At 62.2% G+C, this 16,788-nt stretch carries 11 protein-coding genes; 2 read left to right on the forward strand and 9 right to left on the reverse strand.

The window, feature by feature from the left end; translation table 11 throughout:
• Position 1: 1 nt before the first annotated feature.
• Together ACQZAB_RS06565 and ACQZAB_RS06570 are read left to right on the forward strand one after the other, a co-directional pair.
• Positions 2 to 1,792 (forward strand): ArnT family glycosyltransferase, encoded by a 1,791-nt coding sequence (locus tag ACQZAB_RS06565; RefSeq protein ID WP_428388183.1) that lies wholly within the window; start codon positions 2 to 4, stop codon positions 1,790 to 1,792.
• A gap of 40 nt (positions 1,793 to 1,832) precedes the next feature.
• The gene (locus tag ACQZAB_RS06570; protein ID WP_428388185.1) at positions 1,833 to 3,098 is read left to right on the forward strand and encodes a serine/threonine-protein kinase; all 1,266 of its coding nucleotides are present in this window, start codon (positions 1,833 to 1,835) and stop codon (positions 3,096 to 3,098) included.
• A 93-nt stretch (positions 3,099 to 3,191) separates the two neighbouring features.
• Here ACQZAB_RS06570 and ACQZAB_RS06575 read toward each other — a convergent pair whose 3' ends face one another.
• The 9 genes from ACQZAB_RS06575 to ileS form a co-directional block, all read right to left on the reverse strand.
• On the reverse strand, positions 3,192 to 3,767 hold the full coding sequence (locus tag ACQZAB_RS06575) for a hypothetical protein (RefSeq protein ID WP_428388187.1): 576 nt from the start codon (positions 3,765 to 3,767) through the stop codon (positions 3,192 to 3,194).
• A 36-nt stretch (positions 3,768 to 3,803) separates the two neighbouring features.
• The gene (locus ACQZAB_RS06580) at positions 3,804 to 6,044 is read right to left on the reverse strand and encodes a pentapeptide repeat-containing protein (protein ID WP_428388189.1); all 2,241 of its coding nucleotides are present in this window, start codon (positions 6,042 to 6,044) and stop codon (positions 3,804 to 3,806) included.
• Positions 6,045 to 6,188: 144 nt separating this feature from the next.
• The gene (locus tag ACQZAB_RS06585; protein ID WP_428388191.1) at positions 6,189 to 7,223 is read right to left on the reverse strand and encodes a WD40/YVTN/BNR-like repeat-containing protein; all 1,035 of its coding nucleotides are present in this window, start codon (positions 7,221 to 7,223) and stop codon (positions 6,189 to 6,191) included.
• A 63-nt stretch (positions 7,224 to 7,286) separates the two neighbouring features.
• Positions 7,287 to 8,948 carry a DUF7453 family protein gene (locus ACQZAB_RS06590; RefSeq protein WP_428388193.1) on the reverse strand — a complete coding sequence of 554 codons (1,662 nt, stop codon included), beginning with the start codon at positions 8,946 to 8,948 and terminating at the stop codon, positions 7,287 to 7,289.
• Positions 8,949 to 9,009: 61 nt separating this feature from the next.
• On the reverse strand, positions 9,010 to 10,995 hold the full coding sequence (locus ACQZAB_RS06595) for a vanadium-dependent haloperoxidase (protein WP_428388194.1): 1,986 nt from the start codon (positions 10,993 to 10,995) through the stop codon (positions 9,010 to 9,012).
• Positions 10,996 to 11,434: 439 nt separating this feature from the next.
• Positions 11,435 to 11,704 carry a phosphopantetheine-binding protein gene (locus ACQZAB_RS06600; RefSeq protein WP_428388196.1) on the reverse strand — a complete coding sequence of 90 codons (270 nt, stop codon included), beginning with the start codon at positions 11,702 to 11,704 and terminating at the stop codon, positions 11,435 to 11,437.
• A 45-nt stretch (positions 11,705 to 11,749) separates the two neighbouring features.
• The gene (locus tag ACQZAB_RS06605) at positions 11,750 to 13,192 is read right to left on the reverse strand and encodes a sigma-54-dependent transcriptional regulator (RefSeq protein WP_428388198.1); all 1,443 of its coding nucleotides are present in this window, start codon (positions 13,190 to 13,192) and stop codon (positions 11,750 to 11,752) included.
• Positions 13,193 to 13,196: 4 nt separating this feature from the next.
• Positions 13,197 to 13,748: a hypothetical protein gene (locus ACQZAB_RS06610; RefSeq protein ID WP_428388200.1), complete on the reverse strand. Its 552-nt coding sequence runs from the start codon at positions 13,746 to 13,748 to the stop codon at positions 13,197 to 13,199.
• Positions 13,749 to 13,843: 95 nt separating this feature from the next.
• Positions 13,844 to 16,675 (reverse strand): isoleucine--tRNA ligase, encoded by a 2,832-nt coding sequence (gene ileS, locus ACQZAB_RS06615; protein WP_428388202.1) that lies wholly within the window; start codon positions 16,673 to 16,675, stop codon positions 13,844 to 13,846.
• Positions 16,676 to 16,788: the final 113 nt, after the last annotated feature.

Genomic DNA, 16,788 nt, shown 5'->3' on the forward strand with positions numbered 1-16,788 from the left:
CATGACGCACCGCCGAGCCATCGCGCTCATGCTCCTCGTCACCCTGCCCGGGCTCTTGGTCGGCGTGCTGATGTCCACGCAGACCAGCCACCACATGGAACGCCGGGTGCTCATCTCCAGCGACGAGACCTGGCGGCGAGCCGTCGGCAACAACCCCGACTTCGCCGAACCTGTCGGCCTCTACGCCTACGTCGTCCCCACGCTTGGTGGCGAGCCCCGCATCGCCAAGCCGCCGCTCACCGTCATCCTCTCCCGGCTGGCTTTCATCGGGCTCGACCCGCACACCGTCTCCGCGGATGTGTTGATGCAACGCATCCGAGCCGTCGCCGTCGGCATGTCTGCCATCCTGCTGATCGCCACTTACCTCATCGCCACCAACCTCCACCCCGGACCGATGGCCAGCACCGCCGGGATACTCGCCGGCATGACGCTCGGCACCTCGATGATCATCCAGCGCTGGGGACGCGTCGGTGGGTACGACATCCACCTCGCCGCGTGGACCACCCTCACCATCGCCCTCGTCCTCATCGCTACCCGCTCGCGAGCAACAACGACAACGCTTCTCGCGGCCAGCGATTCATCCGCGGCACCTATCAATGAGCCGCGGATGCGATGGGGGTGGATCTTCCTGGCCGGGCTCACGGCGACGCTGGCGATCTACAGCAAGGGCCCGGTTGGCTTTCTCTTCATCTCGGTCCCGCTGCTGATCGTCGCCGGGTTCGATGGCCTCAGGCGCTGGCGGTTGCTGATGGCGTTGCCGGTGGTCCTGCTGATGCCCGTGATCCTTGCCGGTCCCTGGTTCGTCTACGTCTTCATGACGGTCGATCAGGTCGGCGAGGGACTGGCGTTCGAGTACGAGTCCATCCGCGACCGCTTCGCTCCCGTCTGGGCTTACGTTGTCGTCTTCGCACTGATGCTGCCCTGGACCGTGCTGCTGATCGCCGGGCTGATTCACCCCTGGGTCCTGCGCTTCGCGACGCCACACTCGCAAGAGGATCGTGAGGAACAAACCTCCCGTCGGCCGCTCTGGATCGCCGGGAGTTGGCTGCTGCTGATGCTCGTGATCCTGTCGCTGCCCTCGGCCAAGCAGGAGCGTTACGTCCTGCCGATCCTCCCGGCCGCCGGGCTGGTGATCGCCTTCCTGGCCCTGAGCTACGACCGACTTCTATTGAAAGTTTCTGACCAGACACCAGCCATCCTTGTGCGCGGCGTGTCGTTCGTGATGCGGCTGCACGGCGTCGTCGTCGTGGTGGTGTCGCTGCTGATCTACGGCTGGCTCCTGATCGGCACCCGTCACGAAGCGATGAATCTCGGTGTGGCGGTTTTGTTTTTCTACTGGGCCGCGGGGGCCTCGCTGGTGGTTTTCGCGGGTTGGGTTGCGCTGCGGGTTGGTCGCGTGGGGGTGGTTTCGACGGTTCTGGCGACGGCGGTCTGGGTGGGGGTGTCGATGCCGGTTTACTGGTCGGTTTATCTGCCGGTGGCGGGTGGGGTTGATCCGGTGCGGGAGACGGCTTTGGAAGTGCGGCGTCTGGCAGGAGATAGGGCGATTGAGTGGGTGATGCTTCCGGGTGTTTCGGGTGGGCCGGACGAGAAGCTGATGGTTTTTTCGCGTCGGGTGGTGCGGGTGGTGGCTCTGGAGGAGGTGTCGGAGGGGTCGCTGGTACTGGCGAAAAGTGACCCGATTTCGACGGAAACACTGGATAATGCGGGATTTTCGGCGGTTTCCTTGCCGATTAAAAACCGATCGTCGATGCTGGAGGCGTGGGTTCGGGAGGAGGCTTCGCCTCAGTAAGGTATTGTTTGGGCGACGGTTAGTGCCTAGGGAGTCGCGATTGGCTGAGGTATCGGGCACATCTGGTGCGGGGGGGCGTGGCGGCGGTCGGCCCGGCGGCGATGAGGCGTCGGAGCTGACGGCGGCGGTGTATGCGTACCTGCTGGAGCGGCGGCTGGCGGGTGAGCCGGTGACGCGAGAGGCGGCGGTGGCTCACGTGGCGGAGACGCGAGAGCTGGTGTTGGCGGAGGTGCTTCGTCGCGCGGAGGGGTTGCTCGCTCGCGCGCGCACGGCGGATGAGGTGGTTGGGTCGTCGGCGGGTTCTGGTTTGCCTGCGGTTTCTGAGGTGATGGGGGATCGTGCGGGTGAGGGGGGTGGGTTGCCGGATGTGTCTCGGCAGGAAGGGGTGTCGGATCAGGAGACGGCGACGCAGGTGCCGGCGCCGACGCTGGTTGGGGGTGTTGGCGGGCGGGGTGTGCGTGAGGGTGCGGGTGATGATGTGCTGGCGATCGATCGGGTGGTGGATGGTCGGTATCGGTTGATGCAGCCGATGGCGTCGGGGGGGTTTAGTCGGGTGTTCATGGCGGAGCGGGTGAGCACGCATGAGCCGGTGGTACTGAAGTTTTTCGCGCCGCCTGACGCGGCGGATCGTCGGGCATGTGATGAGCATTTTCGGGCGGAGGTTCGGGCGCTGGGGCGGCTGGATCACCCGGGGATCGCGCACCTGCTCGATTCGGGGATTTATCACGATCTGTATTTTCTGGTGATGGAGTGTGTGCTGGGCGAGACGCTTCGGGCGCGGATGCGTCGCGAGCCGGCGGTGAGTCTGGGGTGCGGGTTGCACATTCTGTTGCAGGCGTGTGATGCGTTGGGGCGGGCGCATGAGAGGGGGGTGATTCACCGGGATATCAAGCCGGAGAACCTGATGGTGGAGGTGGAGGGTGATGAGCACTACCGGGTGCGGCTGGTGGATTTCGGGTTGGCGATGATCGAGTTGATGGAGGGCGAAGGGGTGCTGCCTGCGGCGTTTGCGGGGACGCCGAGGTACATGTCGCCTGAGCAGATCCGTCGCGAGCCGTTGACGGATGCATCGGACCTGTTCAGTCTGGGGTTGGTGGCATACGAGTTGTTGACGGGTGAGCATCCGTTTGCTCGGGAGACGGTGGAGGCGACGCGGGACGCGATTCTGGTTGATGATGTTTATGACCCGAGGGAACTGGTGCCGGCGATACCGGCGGGTGCGGCGGAGATGGTGCTTCGGATGCTGGCGAAGCTGCCTGGGGATCGTCCGGATTCGGCGGATGAGGTGGGGGTGGCGTTCGGGTAGAGGGTGGGGGCTGCCTGTGGCAACGCTGTCGGTCTATAAAAACCCCGGGCACTTGCCCGGGGCAGTCGTTGGTTGTTTTGATGGATGGTGGAGCTATCGGCGTCTCTTGATGAGGGCTGGTGCGATGAGTGCGAGGAGGGCGCCGGTGGCGGGTGTGGGTATCCCTAGTGAGGCGATGATGGTGTTGGCGTCGTCTCCTACGCCGCCTCGGATGAGGATGTTGGCGAACTGGGGATCGACCGGGAAGAGCGCGACACCGGGCGCGCTATCGGGGATGACCAGCTGAGCCAGAGGGATAGGTGCCGACTGGTTGTCAGGAAAAGCGGAGATGACGTTCATGCCGGTGTCCGATTCGCCGGCTTCTACGAGGAGGCTTGGGCGATCGAAGAGGAAGTAGGAATCGGTGTCTGCTGTCGTCGGGACGAAGGCGAAGAGCCCGTCGTCAGCGAAGAGGCCGATCTGGCCGAAGGCAGTTTCCTGATTGAGTGTAAGGTTGCGGAACTCGATCTGGATGGCGTTGAGTTCGCCGTCGCCCAGGAGTGTGAGTGTGTAGGTGGTGTGGGTAGCCAGGCCGACGGTGGGTTTGGAGGTGACGGCTAGCTCCAGCGCTGAGGCGGGAGCGGTGCATGTGGCGAGGGCTAGTGATGCGAGCAGGGTTTGGGGTTTCATTTCTCGGCTCCAAGTAGAAAGTGGTTCGCGGACGATTCAGCGTCGTTTTAACAGTGCGGACGCGAGAAGGACAAGGGGTGCGGCGGCGGGTTCGGGGATGGTTGTTGAGGGGGGAGCGGGGTTGAAGTTGGTGGCGAGGAGGGAGAGGTCGATGAGGTCGACGACGTTGTCGCCATTGAAGTTGCCGCCTGCCCATCCGGCGGGTTGGCCGAAGTTGGCGGCGAGTTTGGAGAGGTCGTTGAGGTCGATGACTAGGTCGAGGTTGGTGTCGCCTGGGGTGAGTTCGTCGATTCTGAAAACGACGGTGCCGTCGATGGCGAGGTTTGTGGTGTCGAAGTCTCCGATGGGTGTGTGGGTGGTGATCTGATCGAACCAGCCGGACCTACTTGCATGGGTCCAGTCGAACAGATGGAGGGTGGCGTCGTTGAGCGCAACGAGTTCATCAACCGTTAGGTGGCTGGCGATCTCCAGGTGGAGTGTTCCGCCGAGTGTGACCGGCGTCGCCGGCTCCAGGAACCCGATGGTCGAGCCCCACTCTCCGTCTTCGAAGACCATTCTGAGGCTGGCGTTCTGATGCATGGTCAATTGCTGGGCAACACTGATAGGGATCGGTTGTTCGTCAGCAACAGGTTGGAAGTCCCAGATCCGAAGCGTTGCATTGGCTCCAATGTTCAGCCCATTGATTTCGCCATCGGGGAAGATGAGGTTACCGCTGTCAGCGGGGTAGATAGATGAGTGGTTCCACAGGTTTTCGGGACGAACCAGTTGCTCGCGGGTGATGTTGCGGGCGCCGCGCAGGTCGGTTCCGTGCATGATCGTGTCGCGCAGGTTGATGTCGTCGAGGTCGGCGTTTGTGAGGTTGGCGTTGGTCAGCGAGGCGATCTGAAAGTTGGCTCGGGACAGGTTCTGTCGGGCGAGGTTAGCGTCGGACAGGTCTGCTGCGATGAACGAGACGTCCTGGAGGTCGTGGGCCTTGTAGCTGCCGGTGCTCTCAAGCATCTGGACCGTGAAGCCGATCGCGTGGTCGAGACGTGCACCCCGGATGGTGGTGTCCGTGAAGTCTGCATTTGTCAGGTCGTTGCGGAGGAGGTTGGCGTCGGTGAGGTTCGCGTTGCGGAAGGAGGCGTTGTTGCGTGGGGCGTGCTCATACCGCCAGGACCCGCTGAGGTCGGCTCTTGTGAGGTTTGCGTGGCTGAAGTCGGTGTCTGTCAGGACTGATTGGAAAGACGATATGCTGCCGGCCCTGAGGCTAGCGTCGGTGAGGTTCTGGCCGCTGAAGTCCCATCCTGTGAGGTCGTTGCCGTCAAGGTTGAGGCTTGACAGGCTGCCGTTCTGAAAGCTCTGCGTGCTCTGGAGCATGGCCTGGGTGAGGCTGTTTTGTTGCATGTTGGAGAAGCGTGCGCCTGTGATGATGGACCCTGACATGCTTGCGCCGGTGATTTTTGCGTTGTTGAAGTTTGTGTTGGATAGGTCGGCGTCGTTAAAGTTAGCACCCGTTGTATCTGAGTTTGAGAGATTGGCATTGGTTAAGTTCTGGCTAGATAAGTCCCAGCCGGGCATATCCAGCAGGTGCAAAATTATGCCTGTGAGATTCTGGTTCTGGTAGCTGGCTGTGCTTTGCAGTGTTGAGAACTGGAAGTTGCTGACGCGTTGGAAGTCGGCGCCTTCGATGTTAGCTCCTGCGAAACTCGAGCCGAGTAGGTCGGATGCACCAAAGTGAGTATCTGTCAGATTGAGATTGTTGAAGTTCCAGTAGTGAAGCTTGATTGATCCGAGGGTGGTGCCGGTGAGGTTGCCGTCCTGGAAGCTTCGGGTGCTCTGGAGCATCTGGTACGTGAGGCCGGTTACTTGCGAGAAGTTGGTGTGTGTGATGCTCGTGTCGGTGAGGTTTGCGCCGGTCAGATTCGCGCGATCTAGACGTGCATCGGTCAGGTCTGATCCGGAGAAATCGGTGTTGGTCAGGTTGGCTTGGGCTAAGTATGCCCCGAGCAACTGGGCGTTGCGGATGGTGGCGTTCTCGAGTTTGGTTCTGTAGAAGAACGCATCGGTCAGATCGGCCTGATCGAGCCATGCTTTCGTGAGGTCGATGTCATCGAGGAGGGCTTCGGGTTCGGCAACCTTACCTGCTCCGTCAGGGGCGAGTGTTGTGGACTGCAGCTTGCCTAAAGATTGATTCAGTGGGTCGACGTACTGCCATTCATAAATGTCTGCGTTCGAGAATGTCGAAGTCAACGTCAACAGGAGGCCTGCTGCTGCGGCTTTGCGGGAATTCGACATGGGTGACCCTCCGGGTAAGACACGAGCTGACGAGATAGATGCACATCAAGTTTATCAGTTGGTTTTTGGTAACCAAGAGAATCTTGCTGTTTGTGGTGACTTCGGTGTGCTCTATGGCTCTGGGGCCTGCTTGCGGGGCGGTCGTTACCAGCGGATGGTGTAGGCGTAGCCCTGGGTGGCGTGGTTGCCGGTGCCGGTGATGAGGGTGTTGGGGCTGAGGGTTTCGATGTTACTGGCGCCGCCTGTGTTGTCGGTGGCGAGTTGGATCCATTCTTGCCAGGTGTGGGCGTTGTCGGTGGAGATGAGCAGGAGGTGGCGGAAGGGTTTTTGGCTTTGGTCGGTGGCGGTCATGACGATGGCGGGTTGGTTGTTGAGGGTGATGGTGGTGGTGTCGCCTAGGAAGCCTTTGTCGAAGGCCTGGTGGTGTTTGTGCCAGGTTTCGCCCTGGTCTTCGGAGCGGTAGAGGGTGGCGATGCCTGAGGCGGTGACGTAGATGGCTTCGTCGGTTTTGAAGAAGTGCATCAGGTCGCGGGCGTCGGGGAAGTCGGCGGTTTGCCGCCAGGTCTTGCCGGCATCGGTGGACTTGAAGATTTTGCCGGAGGCTTCGAAGCCGACGCCTGTGAGGACGACGGCTTGGCCGAGATCGATGAGGCAGGTGGTGTTCTGTCTTGGGAGGGTGTTGGAGACGGGGATGTGTTCGAAGGTTTGGAAGTGGTCTTCGGTGCGGATGATGCTGATGCGGTTGTTTTCGGAGCGTCGGAGTCCGGCGATGATGACGCCGTTGTCGAGCTGGGTGAGGGCCACGGTGCGTGAGGCTTTGGGGCGGGCGACGACGGACCAGGACTCGCCTTCGTCGGTGGACTTGAGGATGAGTGCGGGTTCGGAGGTGGTGGCGTAGAGGCTGCCGTCGTGGGCGCGGATGAAGTTGCGGATGTCGGCGGCGTCGTAGAGGTCGCCGGCGTCGGTGGTTTTTCGCCACGTCTGGCCGTTGTCGGTGGTTTTGTAGATGTCGGCGGTTTCTTCGGTGCCGATGAGGGCGGTGCCTGGGGCGAGGGTGATGGAGGAGCGGACGTTGGACTCGCCTAGGGGAGCGAAGGTGTGGGCGATGCGGGGTGTGGGTGGAGTGGTGCAGGCGGTGAGGATGAGTGAGAGGATGGTGATGGTGATGAGGGCGCGCATTCGGGGCTCCTGAGACTTGGTGTGCTCAGGGTAGTGCGGGGCGCATGTGAATTTAACTGTGCATTAAGGGGTGGGTTGGTGGCTGCGTCGACGCAAAACTGTTGGGATCAGGAGGGTGATGAGGAGGGCGGATCTGGGTTCGGGGATGGGGGAGATTTGATTGGTGATGATAGCGGCTTCACCGTCGGTGAAGTTGAGTCGGTAGGCGACGATGTTCTTGTTGTTGAGTCCTGAGGTGGGGTCGAAGTCGATGGTGGCGATGGTGCGGAGGTCGGTGATATCGGGGTGGGGGTTGATGTCGAAGGTGACGCCTGACTGGGCGAGGGAGAAGGTTTCGTTTTGTTCGATGTCGTATCCGATGAGTGCCGTATGGCTGCCGTCGCCGAGGGTTGCGAGGACGACGATGATGTCGTTGTCGTTGAGTGCGGATTGGTTGAAGTTTTTGATGAATAGGAAGTCGTTTGCGTCGTTACGGTTGTTGAGTCCGAGTTCGGTGGAGAGTGGGATGGTGATGAAGTAGTCATCGGGGCCAAGATTCTGGGCGAGGATGATGGCTTCGCCGGGCTCACTGAGGATGCTGTCGCCGTTGGCTTGTGTTCGGTAGCTGACGGGGGCTCTGAAGGCGATGTTGCCGTTGTTGTTGGTGATGGGTTTTGTGTTGCCGAGGTCGCCTAGGAATGTGCCGGTTTCGCCGCCGAGTACGCTGATGAGGTTTTCGCCTTCCTGTGCGATGAGGGTGGTTGGGGTGTACAGGGCGGTGTCGGAGGCGTCATCGATGCCCTGTCCTGTTGAGATGTCAAGGCTGGCGGTGAAGGCGGTCGGTGCGAAGGAGGCTTTGTTGTGGTGGTGGAAGGTTGTGAAGGTGAAGTCGTCGTCGGGCGTGGGGCCGTCGATGGCGACGATGCTGGGGTTGGGCTTGATGATGCTGGGGTTGTTTGTGGTGGCCTGCAGGATCGTGTCTTTGCGTAGTCCGCGAACGGATGTGCCGATGCCTGCCCGGAACTGGACCTGGTTGTCGATGATGAGAATGTCTTCTTCGAATGATGTGATGATGTTTCCGTCTGAGACAGGGGATCCTTCTCGCGCGGTGAGGATGAGGGTGGCGTCATCAAAAACGGAGGGCTCGTGGGTCTGGTAGATGCCTTCATTGAAGAAGGTGCTGAGGTTGGGGTTCTTGAAGCGTGCGGTGAAGGCGATGTGGCCGGACTGCCGGTCGATGGTTGGGTTATTGAGTGAGGTGAAGACCCCGCCATCGGGTGTGGGCTGGTCGGTGGTTGCAAACATTTCGAGGTCGCCGTTGATGTTGGAGAGGATCGATGAACTGAAGCTGAAGTTTGAGTTGTCGTTGATCTCTGCGCTGAAGGCGAGGACGCCATCGTTGGCGAGCACGGGTCTGGCGAGCCGGTTGTAGGTTTGTGATGGGTTGTCGGGCAGGGGCTGATTGGTTTGCGCAACGATGGTGGTGTCGTTGTCTTCTCGGAGGATGATTGCGGTGTCTGTGCTGTTGGTGTCTGCGACTTCGGCCAGGAAGAGGACCTGGTTGTTGTCGTTGATGGAGGGCGTCAGGAAGTTGGGCGTGTATCTGAGTTGGGGCTTGCTGGGTTCAAGGGCGTTGCCTGAGAGGGCGATGATGCGGAAGTCCTGGACGTTGATTTGTGCCTGGAGTGATGAAGTCGTTGATACCAGGCCGATGCAAGCGACCATCAGTCGTGCGGGAAAGCGCATGGATACTCCTCTCCGATTCTCCTGCGGATTTCCAGATCATCACCTTTAACGGGCTAGCGGGTCAAGCCTTTTTTGGATGATGGCGGCGGAGGATGGTTGGGAGCGTCAAGAGAAGGAGGGCTGAGGTGGGTTCGGGGATGGGGGTGCCATTGAAGTAGAGGGCTGCGAGGTTCCAGGCGTCCTGGCCGACCTGTGCGCCGATGATTCGTCCGGGGAGGTCGTCGGCGCGGACGTGGATGCCGCCGTAGAGGCGTGAGAGTCCGGCTTCGTCGGCGGCGTCGTAGTAGGTGGCCCATTGGAGTTGGATGAACTCGGAGGGTCCGTATTCGAAGAAGAGGGAGTCGCCGATGGGGAAGTCGTAGGTGCCGAGCCCGCCGGGGAAGTATTCGGTGCCGGTGATGGCGGTGAGGACTTCGGCGGCGGCGCGTGAGAAGGTGGAGTGTCCGGAGACGTAGGCGGCGAAGGGGGGTGTGACGAAGGTGTCGCGCTGATAGGGGAGCCATTCGGTGGCGAGGATCCAGTCGACGCCGCCTATGTCGGTGGGGTCGTCGAAGGGGGGCTCGGGCGGGCCGGTCCAGGAGAGGATGGCGATTTCGCCTTCGCGGCCGGCGAGGTGTTCGTGGCGGCCGCCTGGGGCGGTGGTTTCTGGGGTGATGACTTCGACGAGTCCGGGTTCGAGGGTGAGGCCTTCGGGGTGGTAGGTGGCGACGAGGTCGCCATCGACTTCGACGAAGAGGTTGGGGTCGGAGGCTTGTCCGCGTTGTCCCATGTAGCGGATCATGGAGACGGGGCGTGAGTAGTCGTAATAGCCCTTGTGGTTCCATGCGGCGATGCCGGCGTCGTGGACGGCTGCGTTGAGGGCGAAGTAGGTTTTGATGTCCCAGGTGAGGTCGTCGACGACGGGTCCGGTTCCGCCTATGCGTTTTTCGATGCCGAGTTCGTTCATGCGGTCGGCGGCGTCGTTGGCGATGGTGTTCCAGTGTCCGGGGGGTGCTTCGGAGTCGGGTCCGTCGGCCCAGAACTCGGCGACGATGCGTCCCCAGTCGGCGTGGAGGACCATCTCGGGTTCGTAGGGCTGGTTGGTGTAGGGGTTGATGGCGTGTCCGCGGTCTTCGTAGGTGCCTAGGACGCGGTTGCCCATGGAGGCGGGAGAGACATCGATGCGCTGCGACTGGTTGGGATCGAGGAGGGCCGCGTAGCGGAGGACCTCGTTCACGGACTCGCGGAACTCGGCGTCGCCAGCGCCGTTGAGGTAGGGGGGGGCTCCCTGGTCGTGGTGGACGCCGTTGACGGGGTTGCGGTCGGCATCGGAGAGAGCGAAGCCTTTGACGTTGCCCCAGTTGGGTGTCTGGAAGGCCTGGACGGCTTCGGTGAGGGTTTGTCCATTCTGGTCGATGCGGAGGCCGGTGAACTCGAGGGGTTGCCAGCGGTTGGGATCGATCATTGGGGTGCCGGGGTCGTCGAAGCGCATCGGCGGGTTGACGGGGGTGTAGGCGTCGGGAGAGGGGTCGATGTAGTTGTCGTTTTCTTCGGCGCCGTCGGTGAGGCCGAAGTTGATGACGGCCTGGGCGATGCGGTTGCCGATGGCGGCGGGTGAGTTGCCGGTGGTGGTGGTGTTATTGAAGTCGTAGCCGAGCTGGACCATCTGGGATTTGGTCTGGAAGTCGGTGAAGCCGCGGCCGGGGCCGATGCCGCCTGGGCCGGTGACGAAGCGGTGCTGGATGATCTGGTAGGCGGCGTGGGAGATGGCTTCGTTTCTAGCAGCTTCGTTGTTGGCAAAGTCGGGGGCGTCGATGTCGAGGAGGTAGGAGTTGGCGGTGTCGTCGAAGGCGGCCCAGGTGTCGTACATGGCGAGGGAGAGGTGCCAGAGGTTGCGGGCGTGGACGGTGGGTCTGGCGGTGTCGGCACGGATGGCGTCGAGGAGCTGTTCGTTCCAGATGCGGGCGACGCTGGCATCGGGGCCGGGCGCGGTATCGGCGTGGAGGGGAAGCATGGTGGCGAGCGCGGCGGCGGCGGCGATCAGGGTGGAGCGGAGGCGGAACGGCATGGGGGATCTCTCCTCGGCGACAGCGGGTGGCGGACCGGTTCTATAACCATGGCCGATGGGCTGGCGAGGTCAAGTTTATGCGTGTGTTGAGGGGGTTAATTTGGGGGGAGTTGATTGGTCATTCCCACGACTTATTAGCCATCGGCGGGCAAAGTCTTGGCACCCAGAAAATGTTGTCTTGGGTAGGTGACGTTTTGGTTCTGTGGGCACGCGGCGTGCCCACAGCCACCCGTGACTATTGGTGGTCTGGTGGTTGTCCCAAGGCTTGCGCCTTGGGCTCGTGAAGGGGGTGGTGGGTTTGTTGTGTGGGTGGGTTGCGAATTGGTGATTGGAAGCACAACCGCGGTGGCACAGCGCGGCTCAAACATCCATTGCTTGTTTGGTAGTTATCACCTGCGACTTCTACAGGGCTCGTTCTGAGACATGCAACACCCGGCTATCAGTCCATCTTCAGATCTTCAGCGAAGCTCGAATCGGGTTTGATCTTGTTGAGTGGATAACCGGTGTGATCTGCGGCGATGTGGCGGATGCTTTCGATGATCTCTGGCAGCTCGTCTTGTGGCTTTGATTCAGATGCATCCATGAAGGTGCGATGCACGAGCATGGCGAGGTCTGCGATCGTGCGCGCGTGGCTCAACTCGCGCTCGGGTAGTGAAACATCAAAGTGTTCTTCTACCTTCATAACTAGTTCAACTGCATCCAGTCCCATGCTTTGGATATTAGTTGGCAAAACATGGTTTGTGACTGGCTGGGGTTAGACGGGTAGGCCGAGTTTGTGCATTTTTTTGTAGAGGGTGGTTCGGTTGATGCCGAGTTGGTCGGCGGCTCTTTGTTTGTTGCCGCCGTTGGCTCGGATGGCGGCGAGGATGATGTTTCGTTCGGGGCCTTCGAGAGCTTCGCTGAGGGGCATGGGGATCCAGTTGTCGATGTTGTTGGGGTCGGGGGTGTTGTTGGTGCCGGGTCCGGTGGTGATGGTGGGTGTGGCGCGGGGTTCGCCGGCTGCGGCGACGATGTGTTCGGGGAGGTCGTCGGGTTGGATGGTGGCTTCGCGGCTGAGGAGGACGGCGCGTTCGATGGCGTTTTCGAGTTCACGGACGTTGCCGGGCCAGGCGTAGTCGTGGAGGACCTGGATGGTTTCGTTGCTTAGGCGTCGTCGTTTGCCCATTTCCTGGCAGTGTTCTTCGAGGAAGTGGTTGGTGAGGAGGTCGATGTCGGCGGTGCGTTCGCGAAGGGGCGGGATTTCGAGGTTGACGACGTTGATGCGGTAGTAGAGGTCTTCGCGGAAGAGACCCTGTTCGACGAGGGGTTGGAGGGGTTTGTTGGTGGCGAGGATGAAGCGGGTGTCGACCTCGCGGGTTTTTGTGGAGCCGACGGGTTCGAAGGCGCGTTCCTGGAGGACGCGGAGGAGTTTGAGTTGGAGGGCGGGTGTGGCGGAGTTGATTTCGTCGATGAAGAGGGTCCCGCCATCGGCGGCGAGGACGCGGCCGGCCTTGTCGGCGTCGGCACCGGTGAAGGCGCCTTTGACGTGTCCGAAGAGTTCGGATTCGAGGAGGGTTTCGGGGATGGACCCGCAGGAGAAGGTGATGAAGGGGTGGTCGGCGCGGGGGGAGTGGGTGTGGATAGCGCGGGCGACCATGGTTTTGCCGGTACCGGACTCGCCTGAGATGAGGGCGGTGGTTTTGGCGTCGGCGACGGCGCCGATCATGTCGTAGATCTTCTGCATGCGCGGGTCGGAGCCGATGAGGTTGCCCTGGCCGAAGCGCTGGGTGAGCTGGTCGCGGAGTCTTTGGTTCTCGTCGATGAGTGCGTGGTGGTGGGCGGCGCGTTCGACGGCGCGGAGGAGTTCTTCGTCGACGATGGGTTTGGTGAGGTAGTCGGTAGCGCCGAGTTTCATGGCCTGGACGGCGGACTCGATGCGCGCGAAGCCGGTGATGACGACGGGGACGATCGACGGGTGGTTGTCGCGGATTTTCCGGAGGAGTTCTTCGCCTGAGACACCTGGCAGGCCGAGGTCGACGATGGCGATGCCGACCGGGGCGGTGCGGTCGGATGTGTGTGCCTGGTCGATGGTTTGGAGCGCCTGGTCGGCGTTGGCGGCGGTGCTGGTGTGGTAGCCCTCGGGCTTGAGGAGGGTGGCGATGCCTTCGGCGACGAAGGGGTCGTCGTCGATGATCAGCACGTGGGGGGTTGTGGACATGGGGTCAGCCCTCGGCCTGGACGGTTTGTGGTTGGTCGACGGGGTTGGTTTCGGTGGGGTTGTCGGTGTCGGCAGTGGTGTCGGTTGGGGCGACGGTTTCTGCGGGGTCGTCGGTGCTTATTTCTTCGGCGGGTGTTTGGCGGGGTTGCGGTTTGTTTTTTCCGAGCCAACTGGCGTGTTGCCAGAAGCGGCCGGGGTTGGTTTTGCCGGCGACGCGGATGGCGAAGCGGCCGCAGCGGGCGGCGTGGAGTTTGAGGAGGGCTTTGTCGACGAGGAGGTTGGCGAGTTGTTCGGGGCGTTCGTCGTCGGTGTCGTTGGGTTCGAGTTTGACGGCGACTTCGAGTGAGGGGCGGCCCGTGGCGGCGTCGAAGAAGAGGGCTGCGCCGACGATCTTGCCTTCGTGGCGGGCGAGGATGCTGAGGTTGTGTTTGAGGGACCATGTGCCGCGGCCTTCGGTCTGGCCGAGGAAGGCGACGGCGGTGTCGGCCTCGTTGAGGCGGACCTCGCTGATCTCGAAGGTATCGAGGAGGTGCTGTTCGGCGGTGTGCGCATCCATCTGTGGACGGCATCGACGGCTGTCTGGGTCGGGATAACTGTTTCGGACTCAGGTGTGAAGGTGGGCGGTGGGTTTGTGCGGGTTGGAGGGGTGGATCAGGTCAGGCCGAGGGCTTGGGCGTCGCGGTCGGAGAGGAGCCCGCCATCGGATCGGGGTTTGACGGTGGTGTCTCGTTTCCAGGAGCGTTCGCAGCGGGGCTCGTTGGAGAGGTCGATGACTTCGATGTCGTCGGCGTTGGTGGTTTCGAAGCGGCTGATCCCGCAGAGGTCGGCGAGGTCGGTGGGGTCGAAGGGGGCGAGCTGGTTGTCGGGGTCGGGGACTCGGAGTCCGAGGTCGAGGGGGTTGTCGAGGTCGCGCTGCTGGCGTGCGGTTTCGATGGCTTTGAGCCAGGTTTCGCGTTGGGCCATGACGTGTTGCCAGTTAGCGTGGGCGGGGGGTGCGGGTGACTGGTCGGGATCGGGGAACTGGTCGAGGTGGATGGAGGGTGCGTCCTTGCCTTCGAGGGCGAGGTGGGCTTCGTCGGCGGTGTGGGGGAGGATGGGCGCGAGGAGTCGGATGAGGTTGCGGGCGATGGTTCGGAGGGTGGCGACGGTTCGCTGGCGACGGGGGGTGTCGGGGGCGTCGCAGTAGAGGCGGTCCTTGACGGCGGCGAGGTAGATGGCGGAGAGGGTTTCGTTGCAGTGGTTGAAGAGCAGGCGGGTGAGGGGTCGGTAGGCGAAGTCTTCGTAGTGTTTGAGGGCCTGGCTGACGACCTTGTGGTGTTCGGCGAGGACCCAGGCGTCGATGGAGGGGGCGTCCTCTTCGGTGAAGGTGTGGGGGGTGTTGGTGTCGGTGGGGATGGAGCCGAGGAGGAATCGGAGGGTGTTGCGTAGCTTGCGGTACTCGTCGCCTGCCGATTCGAAGAAAGTCCAGTCGATCTTGATGTCGTTGTCGGTGTTGAGAGATGCGACCCACCATCGGGCGACGTCGGCGCCGAGTTTCTTGAGCAGGTCGTCGACGTCGACGGTGTTGCCGAGGGACTTGGACATCTTCCTGCCGTCCTTGTCGACCATGAAGCCGTGGGTGAGGACGGTTCTGAAGGGGGCTTTGCCGGTGACGGCGATGGCGGGTAGGAGGGAGTGCTGGAACCAGCCGCGGTGCTGGTCGGAGCCTTCGAGGTAGAGTTCGGCCTGCTCGACATCGGGGACGGCTTGTTTGTTTTTCCAGCCGTGTCGGAGGACGGCGTGCCAGGAGGAGCCTGACTCGAACCAGACGTCGAAGGTGTCTCCGCCCCGGACGGCGTTTGCGAGTAGCGCGGGGTCTTTGGCCCAGTCGGGGGCGTGGGGATCGTTGTTGGGGTCGTAGGCGGCGAGGAGGTCGGCGGGGGGTGCCTTGAACCAGCTGTCGGAGCCGTGCTTGCCGAAGGTTTCGGCGACGGCGTGGACGGAGGCGGCGGTGAGGAGGGGTTCGCCTGGGGTGCCTTCGGGCGGGAAGAAGGCGGGGATGGGGAGTCCCCAGGCGCGTTGGCGGGAGACGCACCAGCCGGGCCGTGATTCGAGCATGCCGCGCATACGGTTTTGTCCCCATGCGGGGAGGAAGCGGACGTCGTTGGTCGTGGCGTTCATCGCGCGGTCGCGGAGGCCGGAGCCGTCGTCGAAGTCTTTGTCGACGCTGATGAACCATTGCTCGGTCGCGCGGAAGATGACGGGTTGTTTGCCGCGCCAGTCGTGGGGGTAGCTATGGATGAAGGTGTGGTGGTGGAAGAGGTGGCCGGAGGCTTTGAGTTTGTCGAGGACGCGTTGGTTGGCGTCCCAGATGTGGGTGCCCTGGAGCCAGTCGGGGGCGGTGTCGTCGAAGGTGCCGTCGGGTAGGACGGGGCAGTAGACCTCGAGCTTCTCGCGGAGGCCGGTCTGATAGTCCTCGGCTCCGTGTCCGGGTGCGGTGTGGACGAGGCCGGTGCCGTCTTCGAGGGTGACGTAGTCGGCGGTGACAACGGGTCGGGGTTTGTTGTCGTTGAGGAAGGGGTGGGTGTAGGTGAAGCCGCGGAGGTCTTCGCCTGTTTTGGTTTCCAACGGTTCGGCGGGTTCGAGGCCGGCGGCGGCGAGGACTTTGGGGGCGAGTTCGCGGGCGAGCCAGACGGAGCGTTGGTTGTCGAGGGGGTAGCGGGCGTACTCGGCTCGGGGTGAGGCGGCGACGGCGAGGTTGGCGGGGAGTGTCCAGGGGGTGGTGGTCCAGATCATGACATGCTCGCCTGGGCGGGCGTCGGGATCGGAGCGTTGGAAGAGGACGTAGATGGAGTGGTCTTCGCGGTCGTAGTACTCGAGTTCGGCTTCGGCGAGGGCGGTCTGGTTGGAGACGGACCAGTGGACGGGTTTGAGTTGTCGGTAGACGAGGCCTTTGCTGACGAGTTCGGCGAAGACCTGGAGGACGCCGGCTTCGTACTGGGGGAGCATGGTGAGATAGGGGTCGTCGTAGTCGGCGAGGGTGAAGAGTCGGAGCATCTGCTCGCGTTGGGTTTTGACGTGCTTGTCGGCGTACTTTTTGCACTGGCGGCGGATGTCGAGGGGTGACATGTCGCGGGCCTTGTCGCCTAGGTCCTGCATGACCTTGTGTTCGATGGGGAGTCCGTGGCAGTCCCAGCCTGGGGTGTAGGGGCAGTCGAAGCCCATCATGGAGCGTGAGCGGACGACGAAGTCTTTGAGGACCTTGTTGATGAGGTGTCCGAGGTGGATGGCGCCGTTGGCGTAGGGCGGGCCGTCGTGGAAGACGAAGGGTTTGGCGTTTTTTCGGGTTTCGCGAAGGGTCTGGTATATGTTGGCCTTCTGCCAGCGTTTGAGTGACTGGGGCTCGTTCTGGACGAGGCTGGCGCGCATGGGGAAGGGGGTTTGGGGGAGGTTGAGGGTTTTTTTGTAGTTGCGTTTTTCGGATTGGGTGTTTTCGGGTGCCATGGGGCGCTGCCTGTTGGTGGGGGTGTTTCGAGCGGGGCAGTATATGGGGATTGGGTGGGGGTTAGGGGATGGTGGTGTTTAGGGGAAGATCACGGCTATTCAGTCTGCGGTCC

Origin of the sequence: Mucisphaera sp. (genome assembly GCF_965279675.1) — a bacterium.
Lineage (GTDB): Bacteria > Planctomycetota > Phycisphaerae > Phycisphaerales > Phycisphaeraceae > Mucisphaera.

Coding starts and splice junctions, on each gene's coding strand:
- ACQZAB_RS06565 (WP_428388183.1), top strand. CDS start 2: ATGACGCACCGCCGAGCCATCGCGCTCATGCTCCTCGTCACCCTGCCC.
- ACQZAB_RS06575 (WP_428388187.1), bottom strand. CDS start 3,767: ATGAAACCCCAAACCCTGCTCGCATCACTAGCCCTCGCCACATGCACC.
- ACQZAB_RS06580 (WP_428388189.1), bottom strand. CDS start 6,044: ATGTCGAATTCCCGCAAAGCCGCAGCAGCAGGCCTCCTGTTGACGTTG.
- ACQZAB_RS06585 (WP_428388191.1), bottom strand. CDS start 7,223: ATGCGCGCCCTCATCACCATCACCATCCTCTCACTCATCCTCACCGCC.
- ACQZAB_RS06590 (WP_428388193.1), bottom strand. CDS start 8,948: ATGCGCTTTCCCGCACGACTGATGGTCGCTTGCATCGGCCTGGTATCA.
- ACQZAB_RS06595 (WP_428388194.1), bottom strand. CDS start 10,995: ATGCCGTTCCGCCTCCGCTCCACCCTGATCGCCGCCGCCGCCGCGCTC.
- ACQZAB_RS06600 (WP_428388196.1), bottom strand. CDS start 11,704: ATGGGACTGGATGCAGTTGAACTAGTTATGAAGGTAGAAGAACACTTT.
- ACQZAB_RS06605 (WP_428388198.1), bottom strand. CDS start 13,192: ATGTCCACAACCCCCCACGTGCTGATCATCGACGACGACCCCTTCGTC.
- ACQZAB_RS06610 (WP_428388200.1), bottom strand. CDS start 13,748: ATGGATGCGCACACCGCCGAACAGCACCTCCTCGATACCTTCGAGATC.
- ileS (WP_428388202.1), bottom strand. CDS start 16,675: ATGGCACCCGAAAACACCCAATCCGAAAAACGCAACTACAAAAAAACC.